16 protein-coding genes are annotated in these 18,092 nt (G+C 67.4%); 8 read left to right on the forward strand and 8 right to left on the reverse strand.

All coding sequences use genetic code 11. The annotated features are described in order from the left end of the window. Positions 1 to 28: 28 nt before the first annotated feature. Positions 29 to 1,519 carry an ATPase domain-containing protein gene (locus AKI39_RS09345; RefSeq protein ID WP_083228727.1) on the reverse strand — a complete coding sequence of 497 codons (1,491 nt, stop codon included), beginning with the start codon at positions 1,517 to 1,519 and terminating at the stop codon, positions 29 to 31. An 868-nt stretch (positions 1,520 to 2,387) separates the two neighbouring features. Between AKI39_RS09345 and AKI39_RS09350 the strand changes: the two genes are divergently transcribed. Further along, a complete protein-coding gene (locus AKI39_RS09350) occupies positions 2,388 to 2,603 on the forward strand; it encodes a hypothetical protein (protein ID WP_066634758.1) in 216 nt (71 codons plus the stop codon). Here the strand turns inward: AKI39_RS09350 and AKI39_RS09355 are convergent. Together AKI39_RS09355 and hpaI are read right to left on the reverse strand one after the other, a co-directional pair. After that, positions 2,600 to 2,938, reverse strand: a complete 339-nt coding sequence (locus AKI39_RS09355) for a hypothetical protein (RefSeq protein ID WP_066634760.1) — start codon at positions 2,936 to 2,938, stop codon at positions 2,600 to 2,602. The genes AKI39_RS09350 and AKI39_RS09355 overlap by 4 nt on opposite strands. 93 nt (positions 2,939 to 3,031) lie before the next feature. Next, positions 3,032 to 3,835 (reverse strand): 4-hydroxy-2-oxoheptanedioate aldolase, encoded by an 804-nt coding sequence (gene hpaI, locus AKI39_RS09360; protein ID WP_066634764.1) that lies wholly within the window; start codon positions 3,833 to 3,835, stop codon positions 3,032 to 3,034. Between the two features lie 81 nt (positions 3,836 to 3,916). On the opposite strand from hpaI, the gene AKI39_RS09365 reads away from it, so the two are divergent. The 3 genes from AKI39_RS09365 (at position 3,917) to AKI39_RS09375 (ending at position 5,720) form a co-directional block, all read left to right on the forward strand. Continuing rightward, complete coding sequence (locus AKI39_RS09365) at positions 3,917 to 4,135, forward strand: hypothetical protein (RefSeq protein ID WP_066642573.1); 219 nt, start codon at positions 3,917 to 3,919, stop codon at positions 4,133 to 4,135. Next, positions 4,132 to 5,310 (forward strand): AGE family epimerase/isomerase, encoded by a 1,179-nt coding sequence (locus AKI39_RS09370; RefSeq protein ID WP_066634766.1) that lies wholly within the window; start codon positions 4,132 to 4,134, stop codon positions 5,308 to 5,310. Before AKI39_RS09365 ends, AKI39_RS09370 begins: the two co-directional genes overlap by 4 nt. Before the next feature lie 164 nt (positions 5,311 to 5,474). Continuing rightward, the gene (locus AKI39_RS09375; RefSeq protein WP_066634769.1) at positions 5,475 to 5,720 is read left to right on the forward strand and encodes a hypothetical protein; all 246 of its coding nucleotides are present in this window, start codon (positions 5,475 to 5,477) and stop codon (positions 5,718 to 5,720) included. Between the two features lie 93 nt (positions 5,721 to 5,813). Here the strand turns inward: AKI39_RS09375 and AKI39_RS09380 are convergent, their stop codons facing one another. Both AKI39_RS09380 and AKI39_RS09385 read right to left on the reverse strand, forming a co-directional pair. Next, on the reverse strand, positions 5,814 to 8,129 hold the full coding sequence (locus AKI39_RS09380; RefSeq protein ID WP_066634771.1) for a xanthine dehydrogenase family protein molybdopterin-binding subunit: 2,316 nt from the start codon (positions 8,127 to 8,129) through the stop codon (positions 5,814 to 5,816). After that, positions 8,126 to 8,674, reverse strand: a complete 549-nt coding sequence (locus AKI39_RS09385) for a (2Fe-2S)-binding protein (RefSeq protein WP_083228728.1) — start codon at positions 8,672 to 8,674, stop codon at positions 8,126 to 8,128. Before AKI39_RS09385 ends, AKI39_RS09380 begins: the two co-directional genes overlap by 4 nt. A 113-nt stretch (positions 8,675 to 8,787) precedes the next feature. Between AKI39_RS09385 and AKI39_RS09390 the strand changes: the two genes are divergently transcribed. Further along, on the forward strand, positions 8,788 to 9,402 hold the full coding sequence (locus AKI39_RS09390) for a nucleotidyltransferase family protein (protein WP_235610778.1): 615 nt from the start codon (positions 8,788 to 8,790) through the stop codon (positions 9,400 to 9,402). Positions 9,403 to 9,415: 13 nt separating this feature from the next. Here the strand turns inward: AKI39_RS09390 and AKI39_RS09395 are convergent, their stop codons facing one another. Next, positions 9,416 to 11,284: an ABCB family ABC transporter ATP-binding protein/permease gene (locus tag AKI39_RS09395; protein WP_066634778.1), complete on the reverse strand. Its 1,869-nt coding sequence runs from the start codon at positions 11,282 to 11,284 to the stop codon at positions 9,416 to 9,418. Positions 11,285 to 11,420: 136 nt separating this feature from the next. Between AKI39_RS09395 and AKI39_RS09400 the strand changes: the two genes are divergently transcribed. After that, entirely contained in the window at positions 11,421 to 12,401 is a 981-nt protein-coding gene (locus AKI39_RS09400; protein WP_066634780.1) for an aldo/keto reductase, read from the forward strand. 12 nt (positions 12,402 to 12,413) lie between these two features. After that, on the forward strand, positions 12,414 to 13,673 hold the full coding sequence (locus AKI39_RS09405; protein WP_066634781.1) for an amidase: 1,260 nt from the start codon (positions 12,414 to 12,416) through the stop codon (positions 13,671 to 13,673). Here the strand turns inward: AKI39_RS09405 and AKI39_RS09410 are convergent. After that, positions 13,649 to 14,530 (reverse strand): NAD(P)-dependent oxidoreductase, encoded by an 882-nt coding sequence (locus tag AKI39_RS09410; RefSeq protein WP_066634789.1) that lies wholly within the window; start codon positions 14,528 to 14,530, stop codon positions 13,649 to 13,651. The genes AKI39_RS09405 and AKI39_RS09410 overlap by 25 nt on opposite strands. 145 nt (positions 14,531 to 14,675) lie before the next feature. Here AKI39_RS09410 and AKI39_RS09415 point away from each other — a divergent pair, with 145 nt between their 5' ends. Further along, positions 14,676 to 15,389, forward strand: coding sequence for a metallophosphoesterase (locus AKI39_RS09415; protein WP_066634792.1), 714 nt, complete (start codon positions 14,676 to 14,678; stop codon positions 15,387 to 15,389). A gap of 30 nt (positions 15,390 to 15,419) precedes the next feature. On the opposite strand, the gene AKI39_RS09420 is transcribed toward AKI39_RS09415, so the two are convergent. Continuing rightward, positions 15,420 to 18,017, reverse strand: a complete 2,598-nt coding sequence (locus AKI39_RS09420) for a penicillin-binding protein 1A (RefSeq protein WP_066634794.1) — start codon at positions 18,015 to 18,017, stop codon at positions 15,420 to 15,422. Positions 18,018 to 18,092 lie beyond the last annotated feature (75 nt).

The following is an 18,092-nucleotide window of genomic DNA, read 5'->3' on the forward strand; positions in this document are numbered from 1 at the left end:
GGGCCTCCCGACGCTTTACCCGTCATCGTCAGGATCCGCCAAGATTTTCCGCCGACGGATTCGTCTCGGCGGGCGCTCCCAACTTGGGGCCGACACGGAGCCCTTTGCTGGTGATTTCCAGAAGGCGCGTATTGGCCACAAACGCGCTGTCGCGCATTTTCTGGATGGTGATCGTGCGCTTGAGGTCATGATCCTGCACGATTTGCCGCAGCAGGATGACGTTATCGAACATGGCGGACAGCTGGTCCGTCGGGGCGACCACGCTTTCGTCGATGATCTCGCGCATCTCCCAGGTAAAGATGGAGGTCACGCCGATGGCGCGTAGGCGATTCGTGAGCGTGGTGAAGAATTCCACCAATCTGGGGCGGTGCGTGGCGGCGCGTTCGAACCCGCCGATGCCGTCCACGAAGAGTCGGGTCACGCCGTGGTGGCAGACCTGATCCAGCAGCTCGTGTCCGAGCTTGTCCAGCAGGTTTTCCGCCATGGGCGTCCAGAGCACGTTCAGGTGGTCCAGCGGCAAGGTGATATTGAGCGTGGTCGCCTTGCGCTGCAATAGCGTGGAGGTTTCGAAAAAACCGAAGTGCAAGGCGGGCTCTTCCGGCCCGCCGCCGCTAAGGAAATGCAGGCCAAGCGTCGTCTTGCCCGTCCCGGTGGGCCCCGCCAGCAGCGTGACGGAACCCCGTGGCAGGCCGCCGCCGATCAACGCGTCGACGCCTTCGTTCCCGCTGGTGACGCGTTGCGCCAGTATCGCGGGCGATGGGGGCACCTGGGGCCAGGAGACGGCTTCCAGCCGGGGATAGATGGTGACCCCCGCTTGCGTGATCTCGTATTGGTGCAAGCCGCCGACCGCGGCGCTGCCGCGCGATTTGCGGACCTGCAACTGGCGGACGGTACGAACGCCGAAGATTTCGTCGCTCAGGTCTATGACCCCGTCGACCATGGTGTGCTCGGGGCTGCTGTCGTCCAGCCGCGTGCTGGTCAGGAACAGCACCGTGCATCCGACGAAGCCCGCCTGCCCCTGGACTTCGGCCACGAAGGTCTTGACGTCCAGGTCGGTTTCGGCGCGTTCGCGGGCGTTGAGCAGGCCGTCGAAGACCAGCAGGGTGGCGTTGTGCCGCTTGGTTTCCTGCCGCAGCAGTTTGACCACCGCGCCCAGTCCTTCTTCGCGCAAGGCATGGAAGACGCTGACGTAGGCGATCTCCTGTCCCAGCTTTTCCTTTTTGAAGAAGTCCAGTGTGGACATCGCGTGGAACAGCCGTTCATGGCTTTCCGCCAGCAAGGTCACATACAGCACTTTGCCGCCGTTGGCGGCATGCGCGAATGCGATCTGGTTGGAGAGAATGGTTTTACCCGCCCCCGGGCGGCCCTGGATGATATAGGAAGCGCCTTCGACAAATCCGCCGTTCAATATGCGGTCGAGTCCGTCGATACCACTCGCCATGCGTGCGAGATGCTGCACCACCAATTCCTCCGTTCCTGCCGTCGCACCCGTGACGGTTCGCGCGAAAGTGTCCCGCATGTTGGATTTACGCGTCAAGTGAAAACATTAATCCGAAAGGGCGATGCATGGGCACCGGCGTTGGTGAGTCTGCGAGTGCAGTTACGCCGATGCGGCAGGGCAGAACCGCGTCAACGTCGATACGCGAGCATGCAGCGTGCCTGGATGCCGGCGGCATTCCCCTGATGAGTGGCTGCACCGTAGGCGGCGCGCGGGCGGCGGCGTGATCGGCCATGAGACCACGCACAGCACGGCGGTACGGTCGGCGGCGCGGCGGTCGGTGGCGTGATAGGCCACGAACTCGGCAAGGATTAAGGCCTATCGCGGCGGCTCGTAGCGGTGCATACGGTCTACGCGCCGTGACTGCGCCCCGGCCCGAAGGGGGAAGGGCGGCGGTGGCACCCCAGGCGTGCGCCATTCGAGCGCATGACGCGGGTGGGGACTAAAGCAGGTCGGTACTCAAACTTACGGTCGCATACGTAAGGTGGAGGGCCGCCGGCCCTGCCGTCCTGCCGCACCATGCGGCTTGCTCCCCGCGTACTCCGGCTTTTGCGCAGTGACGGCGCCACGTCGCGGGCTTGGGGCGCGCGTCTAGGCAAAAGGACACCGTCCCCGGCCCGGCCCCACCGGATCGCGGCCCATCCGTGGCCCTCGTCCTATCCGTCAAGCTTGCTTGCATTTGCAAGCGATACCGCGCTTGGCGAAGGTCCTCATGCAGTGCGATAGTACGGGGCGCGCATTTAGCGTATTCAGTTTCAGATGGGACCGGCGTATGGGCGGGGTGGACGCCGGTGTTTGTGGCATGGGTTGCGGGGAAGCGCTTCCCGCGCGAGCCGCACGCGGTTCCGGCGCCATGCCGCTTGCCCCCTGGCATGTTCGGAGCGAGCCCATGATCCAGTACAAAAACTTCATCATCGAATGCGGGGTGGAAGCGCTGAAGGACGGGCTCTATCAGACGCGCATCTTCATTTCCATGCTCGAGGGCGGCCACCCGGTGAACGGCTTTGCCTTCCCGCCGTACCCCGGGGCATGCATACGGACGGAAAGCCTGGCGCGCGAAGGCGCGGAGCAATGGGCGCGCGAATGGATCGATGAGAACTTCTAGCGCGCCGGCGCCCGGTCGCCCTTGCCGTCTTCTTCGGCCTTTTTCGGCTGCGGGATGGGCTCGCAATTGAAGGTGACGTAGGTTTCCGGCCGCATCAATCCCGTTGCGTGATTGGACGAGACGTCGGGGTGGGTCATCTTCAATCCCTGCGATACGCAATAGTCCTTCGCCCGATCCAGCGCCTGGCTCTTGAGCTGCACCCATGATGTCGTCAGCCCGCCGGAGCGGCTGGTCAAGGTGTATTGGCCCGGCTGTCCCGTGGGGATGATCGGCCCGGTGGCGGCGGTACATGCCGCCAGCGCGGCCAGAGAGCTCAGGAGAAGGGCGGCTCCCATGCCGCGCCGACTGCCTCGGCCGGTTGATCCCCAAGGGGAAATACGAAAACGCATGAATCCTCCGATGCGGCGTGTGGGCGCTATTTTATGCATTCAGTACGGACCGTGCTGCGCGGGCGCGTGCCGCGGGCCGCGTTCGAAGCGGGCGGCCAGCGATTCGGCGGCGCGGGCCAGCAGCGTGGCATCGATCCCCACCGCGACGAAGGTCGCGCCCAGCGCCAGGTAGTGCCTGGCGCGGTCCGGGTCGGTGTGCAGGATGCCGGCCGATTTGCCCGATGCCACGATGCGGCGGATGGCATCGTCGATGGCGGCCGTCACATCGGGATGGCCCGGGTTGTCCAGGTGGCCCATGTTGGCGGACAAGTCCGCCGGTCCGATGAACACGCCGTCCACGCCGTCGACTTCAAGGATCGCATCGAGTTGCGCCAGGCCGGCCGGCGTTTCGATCTGCAGCAGCACGCACATTTCGTCATTGGCGCGTGCGAGGTAGTTGGGGATGCGGTTCCAGCGCGAGGAGCGGGCCAGCATGCTGCCCACGCCGCGGATGCCGGCCGGGGGATAACGGACGGCCGCGATGGCCGCCGCGGCTTCATCGGCTGACTGGATCATCGGAATCAGCAGGTTCTGCGCGCCGATGTCCAGGATCTGCTTGATGCGCACGAAATCGTTCCATGGCGGCCGCACGATAGGCGCGACCGGATAGGCGGCCACGGATTGCAATTGCGCGAGCGTGCTCTGGAGTTCGTTGGGGGCATGTTCGCCGTCGATGACCAGGCAGTCGAAACCGGCGCCGGCGCAGATTTCCGCGGCATAGGGATGCGCCAGCGCCGCCCACAATGCGATCTGCGGCTTGCCCGCGCGCAGCGCCTGCTTGAACGTATTGGTGAGGATGTCCATGCCTGGTCTTGATGAGGGGGGTGGAAGGAGATGGACGATAATAGGGCATTCCGCCGGCATGGCGGCAGGGAGGGCAGCCGCATGGCGTTGCATCAATTCAAACAGGGCGAGCTGGCCTACTGGCTGGGGGTTATCGCCGACGGCAAGGCGGACACGGCAGAACCCGTTCCCCAGCGCTTCATCGACGCGCTGGTGATCCTGCGCTGCATCGAACTCGATGCATCCGGGACACCCGTCGTCACGGACAAGGGCCGGCTGGCGCTGCACATGGGATCGACCGGGCCGTATTCCGCATCATGACGGCCGCGCGAAACGGGGCCGATGACGCCGACCTGGCGGCCATCGTGGCGCGGCTGCGGGCGCACTACGACGAGGTCGTGCTGCCCCTGTGGCTGACGCAGGGCTTCAACGCCGCGCTCGCGCTGCCATACGAATCCCTGGCCAGCGCGGATGGGCGGCCCTTGCCGCCGCAGCGCTACCGCACCATGGCCTGCGCGCGACAGCTGTTCGTCTTCTCCGTGAGCGACGCGCCGGATTCGTCCGCGCATGCGCAGCGCCTGTTCGAGTCCCTGCTGCGGCGCTTCCGGCATCCGGCCGGCGGCTGGGTCTACAGCATCGGGCCGGATGCGGCGCTGTTGGAGACGCATCACGACCTGTACACCTATGCCTTCGTGGTGTTTGCCTGTGCGGCGTATTACCGGCGATCCCACGATGTACGCGCGCTGCAGGCCATGGGCGATACGGCGGCGCTGATCGAAGCGCGCTTCGGCCGGGGTGGCGGCCTGTATGTGGCGCAGTTGGATGACGATGGCTCGACGCCCCGGCAGGGCCCGTTGCAAAACCCCATCATGCACCTGACGGAGGCCTACCTGGCTGCTCGCGCGGCGAGCGATGCGGCCTGGTACGAGGACGCGCTGCGACGCATCGCGGACGGCATGTCGCTGCATTTCACGGATACGGCTACCCAGTGCATATGCGAACTGCCGACGCGCGAGCCGGCCAACCGCATCGAGCCCGGACACCAGTTCGAATGGTATGCGCTGGTGCGCGGCGGCCTGGATGTCTTCCAGGACACCCCGCTGGCGACGTCGGTGGTGCACGCCGTGGATTACGCACAGCGGCATGGCGTGGCGCCGGGCGTGGAAGGCGTCTGCGCCAGCCTGGACCTGCAGGGCGCGGTGCTCGACGCCACGCAACGGATCTGGGCGCAGACGGAGTACGCGCGCTGCCTGGCCCTGCGCGGCGACGAAGCGTCCCTGCGCCGCCTGGCGAGGCAATTGGGCCACTTCCGCGATCGCTTCCTGCATGCGGGCGGTTGGTACGAGTGCCTGGATGCGCAAGGCCAGGTGGCCCGCGCCGATATGCCGTCCACCACGCCCTATCACCTGGCGGCCTGCTATGCGGCCTTGCCGGGTGGCGTCGTCCCGGGTGCGATGTCCGGGACTGAAGGGACGATCGCCCGCCGCGGGCGCTAGGTCGAAGGCGGAGACTGGACACGGACTTCCGGCACGCACCACCCGGGACGCGCATGCGTCCCTCTATGTTTCTATTTATTCTCAATTCTTGCGAAATATATAAAATTCTGCGATGCTGCGCGCCATCGCCGGCGCCAGCCGGCTCCCCTACAAGGAGCGCAGCGGTGACTCCCAGGTTGATCAACGGTTATAGCGTGTACGCGTACTCCATCCCGCCGCAGGGACGCGAACCTGCCCGGGCCTTCATGGAAACGCGCAGGGAAGGAGAAGAGGGCGAAGCCCAGACCTTCGAGATCTATTTGTCGCGCCGTTTCCGCAGCGGCGTGGAGGCCATGTCCGCCGCGCGCAACGCCTTGGCGACCGTGAAGGCCGTGGACGAGAACGGCATTCCGGATCACTTGCCGGAATAAGCGGCGCGCGCCGGCGGAGGCCGTGGGACCGTCAGCGCACCACCGGCCGCGCCCGGGAGCGGCGCCGTCAGGCCCGCTCCCGCCGCGCGCCGTTCAGGTGGCGCGCAACTGGTCGCCGATCGGCAGCGTGCGGATGCGCGTGCCGGTGGCGGCAAAAATGGCATTGCACAAGGCCGGAGCGAACGGCGGCAGGAAAGGTTCCCCGACACCGCCCAGCGGCACGTCATAGCCATGCGGGACCAGATGGACGCGGATGTCGATGTTGGTCTCCGGCATGCGCGCCACCTGGTACTGGTGGAAGTTGGTCTGCTCCGTCTGGCCGTTCTTGAACGTGATCGCGCCCTGCGTGGCCAGGCTCAAGCCCATGATGCATGCGCCTTCCGCTTGCGCGCGGATGCGGTCCGGCTGGACTTGCGGGCCGCAATCGCCGGCGATGTCCACGCGCTTGACGCTGAGCTGGCCATCCTTGCCCACGGCCACTTCCACCACCATGGCGACGTAGGTAACGAAGCTGTATGCGTAGGCCAGTCCCAGCCCATGGCCGGGTGGCAGCTTGCGGCTGCCCCAGCCTGCTTCGCGCGTGGCCAGTTCGATGACCCGGCGGATGCGGCCGGTGTCCACGGGATAGCGGTCGGGCGATTCGCCGTAGTTGGTGTCGTCGGAGAGCGCGCGCGGCGATACCTTGCGCGGCGGGCCGATCAGCTCCAGCAGGAAGTCGCGGTGGTCGCGTCCGGCTTCGTGCGCCATTTCGGCGATGAAGGACTGCACGGCGTAGGCGTGGGGAATGTTGGACACGGAGCGGAACCAGCCGATACGCGTGTGCGCCTCGGTTTCCGGCGCCTCGACCCGCATGTTGCGGATATCGAAGGGCTGGTTGACGGCGGACATATTCAGTTCCGACGGTTGTTCGCCCTTGGCCTGCAACGAGAAGGTGGATGCGATCGGGGGCGCGGCGCTGCGATGCAGCCAGGCCACGACCTTGCCGCTGGCATCCAGGCCGCCTTCCAGGTGCTCGTACGAGACCGTGTGGAAATAATCGTTGCGCAGGTCGTCCTCGCGCGTCCAGGTGACCTTGACGGGCTTGCCGTCCATGGCCTGCGACAGCAGCGCGGCTTCGGCCGCGAAGTCCGGCTTGGATTTGCGGCCGAAGCCGCCGCCCAGCAGGGTGATGTTCACCTTGACGTCTTCGGGCTTGATCTTCAGGTGCTGGGCGACGATGTCGGCGGTCGCCTGTGGGGCCTGCACGCAGGCCCAGACCTCGCACTTGCCGTCCTGGATGCGGGCCACCGCGGCGGGGGGCTCCATGGTGGCGTGCGCGAGATGGGGCAGGTAGTACTCGGCCTGCACGCGCCTGGGCGCGGAGGCCAGGGCCGCCATGGCATCGCCGTCGTTGCGCGCCACCTTGCCGGGCTTTTGCACCAGGTCGCGCAGGTGGGCTTTGTAGGCTTCGGAATCGTAGCTGCCGTTGGGGCCGTCGTCCCATTCGATCTGCAAGGCTGCACGGCCCTTGATCGCGGCCCAGGTGTTGGAGGCGATGACGGCGATGCCGCCCAGGGGGTGGAACTGCGCGGGCAGCGGCGTCGGGGCGATCTCCACCACCTTGATGACGCCGGGCACCTTCAGCGCGGCGTCGGCGCTGTAGTGCCGGACCTTGCCGCCCAGCACGCCGGGGCGCGCGATGACGGCGTACACCATGCCATCCAGCCGCGTGTCGATGCCGTAGTGCGTGTTCCCCGTGGCGATATCGCGTCCATCGATATTGCGCACCTCGGGCTTGCCGATATAGCGGAACTGCGCCGGCGATTTCAGGCGTACCGCGTCACCCTTGGGCACGGGCATGCCGGCGGCGGCCTGCGCCAGCTCGCCATAGCCCAGCTTGCGGCCGGTCTTCGCATGCACGACCTGGTGGTTGTGGGCCTGGACCTCTTGCACCGGCACCTTCCACGTACTGGCCGCGGCGGCTTCCAGCATGCCGCGCGCGGCCGCGCCGACGCGCCGCATCGGGGCGAAGAAGTGGCGCGTGCTGCGCGAGCCGTCGGTGTTCTGGTTGCCGTATTTGCCTTGGTCGCCGGGGGCCTGCACGACGCGGACGTGGTTCCAGTCCGCCTCCATCTCGTCGGCGATGACGACGGGCAGGCCGGTACGCACGCCCTGGCCCATCTCGGGGCGCAGCGCCATGATGGTGACGATGCCGTCGGTGCCGATGTGGACAAAGACGGTGGGATCGTCGACGGCGCCGCCGGGAAAACCGTCGACGCCGTATTTGCGGGTATCGGCTGCCAGTACGTCGCCCGACGGGCCGCCTATCAGCGCCAGGCCGGCGGCGGCGCCCGCGGCTTTCAGCAGGGCGCGGCGGCCCGGCGACAGGAGGGATGACGGCGGCACGGCGGTGCGGGGATGCGCGCTCATTGGACGGTCCTCCCCTTGTCGTGATCCTGGTCCGCCATGGCCAGCGCCTGGCTTTCGGCGGCCGGCGCGGATGCGTGGGCGGGCGCCGGGGCCGTTCCGCCGGCCGCCTGCTTGATGGCGGCCCGGATGCGGGTGTACGTGCCGCAGCGGCAGATGTTGCCGCTCATCGCGCTGTCGATGTCCGCATCGCTGGGCGCGGGCGTGGCCTTCAACAGGGCCGTGGCGGACATGATCTGCCCCGCCTGGCAATAGCCGCATTGCGGCACGCCGATGGCGACCCAGGCGTCCTGGACCTTCTTGCCGACGGCGTCGGCGGCCATGCCTTCGATGGTGGTGATCTGCTTGCCGATGGCCGAGGACACCGGTGTGACACAGGACCGGATGGGCTCGCCGTCCAGATGCACCGTACAGGCGCCGCACAGCGCCATGCCGCAGCCGAACTTGGTGCCGGTCAGCCCCACGACGTCGCGCAAGGTCCAGAGTATGGGTGTGTCGTCGGGGACATCGACGCTATGCTGTTTACCGTTGATCGTCAGTGTTGCCATGGATGATGGACCTCACGGGATAGGCGGCCTGCGTGGCGCAGGCAGATGAACGACTGGATGAGTACACTGCGCGGATGAGCATAGTACCGATCGAGCGCTTGGGAAACGGGTTTGTGGGAATTTTGTTGGCGGCGGGGCGCGGCGAGCGGTTTCGCGCGTCGGCGGGGCATGCCGAGGCTGACAAATTACTGTCCGTATTGCCCGATGGGCGTACCGTGGCGCAGGCCTCCGCCGGCGCGCTTCGGCAGGCCTTGCCCGCGGTGATCGCGGTGGTGCGCGCCGGCACGCCGGTGTTGCGGCAGGTGCTGGAGTCGTCCGGCTGCGTGTTGCTGGAGACGGCCGATGCGGCGCGCGGCATGGGCGCCAGCCTCGCGTGTGCCGCGCGCGAAGTAATGCGCGCATGGGATGGCGCGCGATGGACGCCCGGCGGCGTGGCGATGCCGCCGCCGCGCGGCTGCCTGGTGGCGCTGGCCGATATGCCGTGGGTCACGCAGGAAACCTTGCGGGCCGTGCAGGAGGCCGCGCGCACGCGGCGCATCGCGGCACCGGTCCACGACGGACGCCGGGGCCACCCGGTGGCTTTCGCGTGGGACTTGTTGCCCGAGCTGGCGGCGCTGGACGGCGACGAAGGCGCCCGCGCGCTGCTCAAGCGGCATGGCGTGTACGAGTTGCCGTGCGCGGATCCCGGTGTGCTGCGCGACATCGATACGGTGCAAGACCTGCCCTGACCGTTCGGCCGGATCAGGCGGCTGGCTCCGTATCGGCCGTATCGGCGTCCGCCTCCAGCTTGCCGGCTTCGCGCGCGGCGCTGCGCTGCTGCCGGTGCCACATGCCGGCGTAGATGCCGTCGCGCGCCAGCAGCGCGGCATGCGTGCCGCGTTCGACCACGCGGCCATCGCCCAGCACGATGATTTCGTCCGCGTCGACGATGGTGGACAAGCGGTGCGCGATGATCAGCGTGGTGCGGCCGATGCTGACCTCGCGCAGGTTGGCCTGGATTTCGCGCTCCGTGTGGGTGTCCAGCGCGCTCGTGGCTTCGTCGAACACGAACAGGGCGGGCCGCTTGAGCAGGGTGCGGGCAATGGCCACGCGCTGCTTCTCCCCTCCGGAAAGCTTCAAGCCACGCTCGCCGACCACGGTGTCGTAGCCGTCGGGCATGTTCATCACCAGCGTATGCACGTGCGCCATGCGCGCGGCCGCTTCGACCTCCGCATCGCTGGCGCCGGGACGGCCATAGGCGATGTTGTAGCGGATGGTGTCGTTGAACAGCACCGTGTCCTGCGGCACGATGCCGATGGCGGCGCGCACGCTGGCCTGGGTGACCTGGCGGATATCCTGGCCGTCGATCAGGATGGCGCCGCCGCCGACATCGTAGAAGCGGAACAGCAAGCGCGCCAGCGTCGATTTGCCGGCGCCGGACGGGCCCACCACCGCCAGCGTCTTGCCCGCGGGGATGGTGAAGTCCACGCCTTTCAGGATGGCGCGGCGGGCGTCGTAGCCGAAGGTCACGCCCCGGAATTCCACCTGACCGCCCGCGATGCGCAGGGCAGGCGCGCCGGGTGGATCCTGGATCTCCCGGTCTTCTCCCATCAGTTCGAACATGCGCTCCATGTCGATCAGCGACTGCTTGACCTCGCGATAGATGAAGCCGAAGAAACTGAGCGGATCGTAGAGCTGCAGGAGATAGGTATTGACCAGCACGAAGTCGCCCAGCGTGTACTGTCCGCGCGTGATGCCGCGCGCGGCCATCCACATGACCAGCGTCAGGCCCACCGAAATGATGACGGCCTGGCCGATATTGAGCAGCGACAGGCTGACCTGGCTGCTCACCGCCGCGCGCTGGTACTGCTTGAGCGACACGTCGTAGCGGTGTGCCTCGTGTTCCTCGTTGCCGAAGTACTTGACCGTTTCATAGTTGAGCAGGCTTTCGACGGCCTTGGTGTTCGCCTCGGAATCGGTTTCGTTCATGCGGCGGCGGAACTTGATGCGCCACTCCGTGATCGCCAGCGTATACGCCAGGTACAGCACCACGGTCACGGCCGTCGCCAACGCCAGCCAGACGTCGAACATGCGCCACAGCAGCACGCAGACCAGCGCGATCTCGAACAGGGTGGGCAGCACGTTGAACAGCAGGTACTGCAGCAGGGTCTGGATGCCGCGCGTGCCGCGTTCGATGGCCCGCGTCAGGCCGCCGGTATGGCGGCCCAGGTGAAAGCGCAGGGCCAGCGCGTGCACATGGCGGAAGACCTGCAGGCCGACTTCACGAACGGCATGCTGGCCGACGCGCGCGAAGATGGCGTCGCGCAGTTCGGAGAACAGCAGCGACAGGATGCGCGCCGCCCCATAGGCGAGGATCAGCCCCACCGGCAGGGCGGCGGGACCACCGCCGGCGCCGTGGTTCAGCGCGTCGATGGCGGATTTGTACAGGATGGGGATATAGACCGTGGCGGCCTTGGCCACGAACAGGCACACGACGGCCGCGATGACGCGAAACTTGAGGTCGTTGCGACCCGCGGGCCAAAGATAGGGGCCCAGCGCGCGCAGCGTGGCAATGCTGCCGCGCGGCGTCAGGGAAGGGCGCGCGGACGTGGACGAAGAGGGGGAAGACATGGAATGCCGGCGGGGCAGCGATGGGAAGCTGCCATTATCGTCCAACGGCACTATGATGCGGTTCGTTCTGGACGATGGATAACCCTGCGGCCCGCACAGGTATACCCCGTGGCGGTGCGGTGATAGGAGCGATGCGATGGAATACGTGCGTTTGGGCAAAACGGGATTGCAGGTGTCGCGCCTGTGCCTGGGGTGCATGACCTACGGTGTGCCGGATCGCGGCACGCACCCATGGACGCTGGACGAGGCCGAGGCCCGCCCGCTGATCCGCCAGGCGCTGGACGCCGGCATCAATTTCTTCGATACGGCCAACAGCTATTCCGACGGCACCAGCGAGGAGATCGTCGGCCGCGCCTTGCGCGAATTCGCCGACCGCGACGATGTGGTCATCGCCACCAAGGTGTACTACCCGATGCGCAAGGGGCCCAATGGCGGGGGCCTGTCGCGCAAGAACCTGATGCGGGAAATCGACGACAGCCTGCGCCGCCTGGGCACGGATTACGTCGACCTGTACCAGATCCATCGCTGGGACGACCACACGCCCATCGAGGAAACGCTGCAGGCGCTGCACGACATCGTCAAGGCCGGGAAGGCCCGCTATATCGGCGCCTCGTCGATGTACGCCTGGCAGTTCGCCAAGGCCTTGTACACGGCCGACCTGCATGGCTGGACGCGCTTCGCCAGCATGCAGAACCACTACAACCTGCTGTACCGCGAAGAAGAAAACGAGATGCTGCGCCTGTGCGCGGCCGAGGGCATCGGCGTGGTGCCCTGGAGTCCGATGGCGCGCGGCCTGCTGACGCGCGACTGGCAGGAGGGCACCTCGCGCACGGAAAGCGACAAGACGATGGCCCGCCTGTATGGCGATACGCAGGACGCCGATCGGCGCGTGGTCCAGGCGGTGGGCGAAGTGGCCGCCGGGCGCGGCGTGCCGCGCGCGCAGGTCGCGCTGGCCTGGCTGTTGCAGCGGCCCATGGTGACCGCGCCCATCATCGGGGCGTCCCGGCCGCAGCACCTGGTGGACGCCGTGGCGGCGCTGGACCTGAAACTGTCACCGGATGAAGTGCGCCGCCTGGAAGAAGCCTACGTGCCGCATCGCGCGGCCAATTTCGGCTAGGGCGCCACGCCGATGTCCAACGCGTCCAACCCGGATAACCGGATCGACCCGCGCCGTGCCCGCCAGGCCTTGCAGGCCATCGCCGCGCGGGATGGCGAGATACAGGCCTTTGTGTGGCATGTCGACCCCGCGTCGTTGGCACGCGATGGCGATGGCCACGGCGACCGTGCCGGCAACGGCGGCGTGCTGCGGGGCATGCCCTTCGGCGTCAAGGACATCATCGATGTCGCCGGCATGCCGACCCGCTGCGGCGCGCAGGCGATGGAAGGCGACCTGAAGGTATTCGATGCGGCCTGCGTCGCGCAGCTGCGCGACGCGGGCGCGGTTCCCGTCGGCAAGACGGTGACCGCCGAATTCGCCTCCACCGTGCCCGGGGCCACGCGCAATCCGCACCGGCCCGCGCATACGCCGGGGGGCTCCTCCAGCGGATCCGCCGCGGCGGTTGGCGCGGGCATGGTGGACATGGCCCTGGGCACCCAGACCGGGGGATCCGTCATCCGTCCCGCCGCCTTCTGCGGAGTGGTGGGCTACAAGCCCACGTTCGGACGCGTGCATCGCGCCGGCATGCAGGTCCTTTGCGAGTCGCTCGATACGATAGGGTGGTTCACGCGGACCGTCGCGGAAACGATCGCCGTCGCCTCGGTATTGATGCCGGGCGCCCAGCCGGCCGCGGTGGCGGGCCGCGGCCCCAGGGTGGCGCTGCTCGGCTGCGAGACGCTGGGCAGGCTGAGCCCGGCCGCGCAGGCGGCGCTGCACGACTGTATCTCCGGCCTGGAAGCCCATGGCGCCACGATCGTGCGTCCGGACCTGGATGCGGACATGCGCGTGCTGCTCGACGTGCATGCCAAGGTCATGCGCTACGAGATGGCGCGCGGCATGCTGCCCATCGTGCGGACGCGCGCGCAGCGGGTCAGCGAGACGATGCGCGAGGCGGTACGCGCGGGCCTGGCCATCGACCACGATACCTACGTCGGCCAGCAGCACCTGCGTGCGCGGCTGGCATCGCGCTGGCTGGCCGAACTGGCCGACGTGGACTTCATCGTTGCGCCCAGCGCGCCGGGCGAGGCGCCGGCGGGCCTGGCCAGCACGGGCTCATCGGTTTTCAACCGGATATGGTCGCTGCTGGGCTGGCCCTGTCTCCATCTGCCCACCGCCGCCGGCGAACTGGGCTTGCCCGTGGGCGTGCAGTGGATAGGCCGCCCGGATACCGACGCGGCCTTGCTGCAATGGGCGGCCGCCTTGCACCGTCATGTGGATACGCGGGGCGCCTGAGCCGGCGACGGGCGGGATTCCTGCGCAAGAAAGGCGCTGAGGGCGTCGATATCCGCACGGCCCGCGCCATCGTCGCGGGCCAGCCTTTCGTACAGGCGCGCGGCGCTTTCGAAGAAGCGCTGGCCGCATTCGTCGGGTGCCAGGAATGCGGCGATTTCTTCCATTTCGGCCACCCAGCGATAGGCCTTGCCGAACATGTCCGGCACGGTGCGCGAGAAATGCTTCAGCAGATGCGGCTGGCTTTCAGCCAGTTCTTCGTACAGCGCCTGCGCGGTGCCGTTGCGCGATGCGCCCAGCATCATCGTCGATGCCAGCGCCACCAGTCCTTTGGTAATGCCGGCATAGGACATCTTCAGCGCGGACGCGGCACTGAGTTCTTCCGACAGCACGCGGACGCGCAAGCTGCCCTCGCGCAGCGCGGTGACGGCCGCCGCGGCCGGGCCCGAACAATACAGGGCAGGGCCGGGCGTCGCCGGACGCGGCGGGCCGCCGATGATGCCGCCGTCGACAAAGGCCGCACCGCTGTCCAGGACGATGTGCGCGATCTCTTCCGCGGTACGCGGATTGACGGCGTTGCAGTCAACGTAGACCGGCGCGCGGCCGTGCTCCTTGAACAGGGGGGCGAAACGCCGGGCCAGACCGATGGCCTCGGCCGGCGGGACGATGGACAGGAAGATGTCCGCGTGCGCCAATTCCCCATCGGGACGATGATGCATGCCGCATCGTCGTGCGCGCTGCACGCTGGCATCGCTGCGGCCGATCAGGGACGTCAGCACGTGGAATCCGTGTTCGTTCAGCCGATGGCCGATGGCGCTGCCCATGGCGCCGGGCGCGACGATTGCGACGCGTGGCTTCATATCGGGTCTCCTGTAAGGGAACTGCGCGTGTGGCGACCACTTTACACGTACCCGGTAAGATTGCTGTGTCGGAATGCTCCACCGTCCGGATCGCCGTGTCGGGATGCGGGAAAGACCATGGCATTTCGCAGTACGGAATATCGTCATGCCTATCGATGTCGAGCGTTACGCAAGGAATACCGTAGGCCGGGACTGGGCCGTCGGGGATATCCACGGCCATTTTTCACGCCTGCGCGCGGCGCTAGACGCCGTGCGCTTCGACCCGGAACGCGACCGCCTGTTTTCGGTGGGCGACCTGACCGATCGCGGGCCGGAATGCCGCGAGGCGCCGCGTTGGCTGGCGCAGCCCTGGTTTCACGCCGTGCAGGGCAATCATGAGGACTATGCCGTGCGCTATGTGCGCACCGGACTGGTCGATACGGAGAACTGGCGCGTCAACGGCGGAGGCTGGTTTCTGGAGATGTCGCCGGAAGACCAGCGCACGCATGCGGAAGCCTACGCGCGGATGCCGTTGGTGATCGAAGTCGAAACCGAAGGCGGCGTCGTCGGCATCGTGCACGCGGACTGCCCGGTGCGCGATTGGGACAAGCTGGAACGCTATCTGCGCGACCGGTTCAAGCGGGCGCGCGCCATCTGCCAGTGGTCGCGCGAGCGGCTGTCGCGTGGCGATGCGTCAGGCGTGCGGGGCGTGCGCGCGGTGGTCGTGGGTCATACGCCGCTGATGGCACCCACGATCCTGGGCAACGTCTACCACATCGATACGGGCGGCTGGATGGCCGGCGGGTATTTCACCTTGCTGGACCTGGCCAGCTTGCGCACGACGCCGCGCGGCGCGGTGCACGGCATGCCCTTCGGTTAACAGGGCCTGGGGCACCGCGCACCGCGCGGATCACGGATGCACGGCCATCGCCGTGGCGGGTTGGGGCGCGTCGGCACGGGGCACCGGGATGGACGGAACGGCGGGCAGTGCGCGCGGGGGCGCCGTCCCGATGGCGGGCGCCGGGCGCGGCGGGCGGCCTTCGTCCGCCTGCGGGACAGGGATGGGCGGGAAGGCCGGGTTGGACGGCGCCGGTCCCGGCGGCGGGTTGCCCGGCGGCGGCGCGTTGTTCATCATGGGCACGCCGCCCGTACTGCCGCGATTCAGGAAATCGCCCAGGGGATCGTCCGTGGGCAGGTCCAGGGACGCAACCGCCTGCCCAGGCGGGAATTCCGACAGATAGTATTCGCCGTTGACGGTCACGATGTCGGGCGGCATCGGCCGCTTGGGCGCGACCGGGATGCCCTTGAGCGCCGTCTGCATGTACTGCAGCCAGGCCGACAGGGTAAGCCCTGCGCCGAACTCGTTGTTGCCCAGCGATTTAGGCTGGTCGAAGCCCATCCAGACAGTGGTGGTCAGCGCCGGCGTATAGCCGGAAAACCATACGTCCACCGAATCGTTGGTGGTGCCGGTCTTGCCCGCGACGTCGTCGCGCTTGAGGACCTGGCGCGCGCGCGCGGCGGTGCCGTAGGTGGCCACGCCGCGCAGCATGTCGTCCATGATCCACGCCACGCGCGGGTCCACCACGCGGTCGGCTTCGTCGCCAGCCTGCTGCGGCTGCGACTGCATGAGCACCTTGCCGCTGCTGTCGGTGACCTTGTCGATGAGGAAGGGCGTGACGCGATAGCCGCCATTGGCCCAGACCGAATAGGCGTTGGCCACCTGCAGCGGCGTGGCCGAGCCCGCGCCCAGCGCGATGGGCAGCACGGCCGGCCAGCGGTTTTTCTCGAAGCCGAAGCGCGTCAGGAATTCCTGCCCGTATGCCGGCGTAATGGCCTGCAGGATACGGATGGACACCATGTTCTTGGACTTGTACAGCGCCTGCCGCAGCGTGATCATGGGCTCGTAGGCGTTGCCGTCGTTCTTCGGCGCCCAGGCCTTGGACCCGGTCTGTTCCGCGGTCAGCGAGAACGGCATGTCCGATATCTGGGTGGCGGGCGTCAGGCCGCGTTCCAGCGCCGCGGAATAGATGAAGGGCTTGATGTTGGAGCCCGGCTGCCGCCACGCCTGCACCGCGCGGTTGAAACTGCCGTGGTAGAAATCGAAACCGCCGATCATGGCGCGGATGGCGCCGTCGCCGGGGACTTCCGACACCAGCGCACCTTGCAGCGCCGGCATGTTCAGCACTTCCCAGCTGTCGCCGTTCTTGTGCACGTACACCACTGAGCCGCGGCGCAGGCGTTCGTCGTCCTTGGCCTTGGGGTTCAGGGCGCGGGCGACGATGGCCAGCGCTTTCTTGTCGTCGATGGTGATGATGTCATGCGACCCGCGTGCCACGGTGATGGAGGTCGGGCTGGCCGCAAGCACCACGCCCAGGTACAGATCGCCGCTGTCGGGGTATTTGTCCTGCAGGCCGTCGATCAGGTCGTCCAGGGCCTGGGGATCCTTCTCGATATCGTCGGGCAGGTCGATCTGGTCCTCGGGCCCGGGATAGCGGGCGCGGCGCGTGTAGTCCAGGATGCTGGCGCGCACCGCCTGGTAGGCCGCTTCCTGGTCCTTGGAATTGATGGTGGTGTAGACGTTCAGGCCGCGCGAATACGTTTCGTCGCCAAAGATGCCGTACATCAGCTGGCGCGCCAGTTCGGCCGGGTATTCGCCATGCACGCGGAAGGCGTTGCTGCCGGCGTCCGCCATGCCGCGGATGGTCAGCGGCTGCGCCAGGGCGGCCTGGTACTGCGCGTCGTCCAGGTAGTTCAGCGCGCGCATGCGGCCCAGCACGTAGTGCTGGCGGATTTCCGCGCGCTGCAGATTGGTGATGGGGTTGTAGCGCGAAGGCGCCTTCGGTATGCCGGCCAGGACGGCCGCTTCCGCCGCCGTGACGTCGGCCAGCGGCTTGCCGAAATAGGTGCGCGCCGCCGCCGAGAAACCATAGGCGCGATGACCCAGATAGATCTGGTTCATGTACAGCTCCAGGATCTGGTCCTTGGTGAGCGCGGATTCGATCTTGAAGGTCAGCAGCAGTTCGTACAGCTTGCGCGTGTAGGTCTTTTCGGACGACAGGTAGAAGTTGCGCGCCACCTGCATGGTGATCGTGCTGGCGCCCTGCGACTTCGACAGGCTGAGCGCGTTGGTCAGCATCGCGCGCAGCACGCCCGTCCAGTCCACGCCGCCGTGCTGGTAGAAGCGGTCGTCTTCCGCCGCCAGCACCGCGTGCTTCATCACGTCGGGGATTTCGTCGAAGCGCAGCACGTTGCGGTGTTCTTCGCCGAACTCGCCGATCAGCACATTGTCCGAGGTATAGACGCGCAGCGGAATGCGCGGCCGGTAGTCCGTCATCGCGTGCAGATCCGGCAGGCTGGGCCAGGCCAGCGCGATGGCCAGACACAAGGCGATCAAGCCGCAGGCGCCCAGCCCGGCCACGATGATGGCGGCCTTGACGGCGAGCCTGGACAGGCTGAAGCCGGATTTGTCGCTGGGCTGGGCTTGCTGGGGTTGCGGTGGGTTGGTCATTCGCTCGCGAATCTGGGGCAGAGCTGCATAGACCCGGCCTCGTCGATGAAGGTTTCAACAGCGTGCATTATCGCA

The organism is Bordetella sp. H567, from assembly GCF_001704295.1.
GTDB lineage: Bacteria > Pseudomonadota > Gammaproteobacteria > Burkholderiales > Burkholderiaceae_B > Bordetella_C.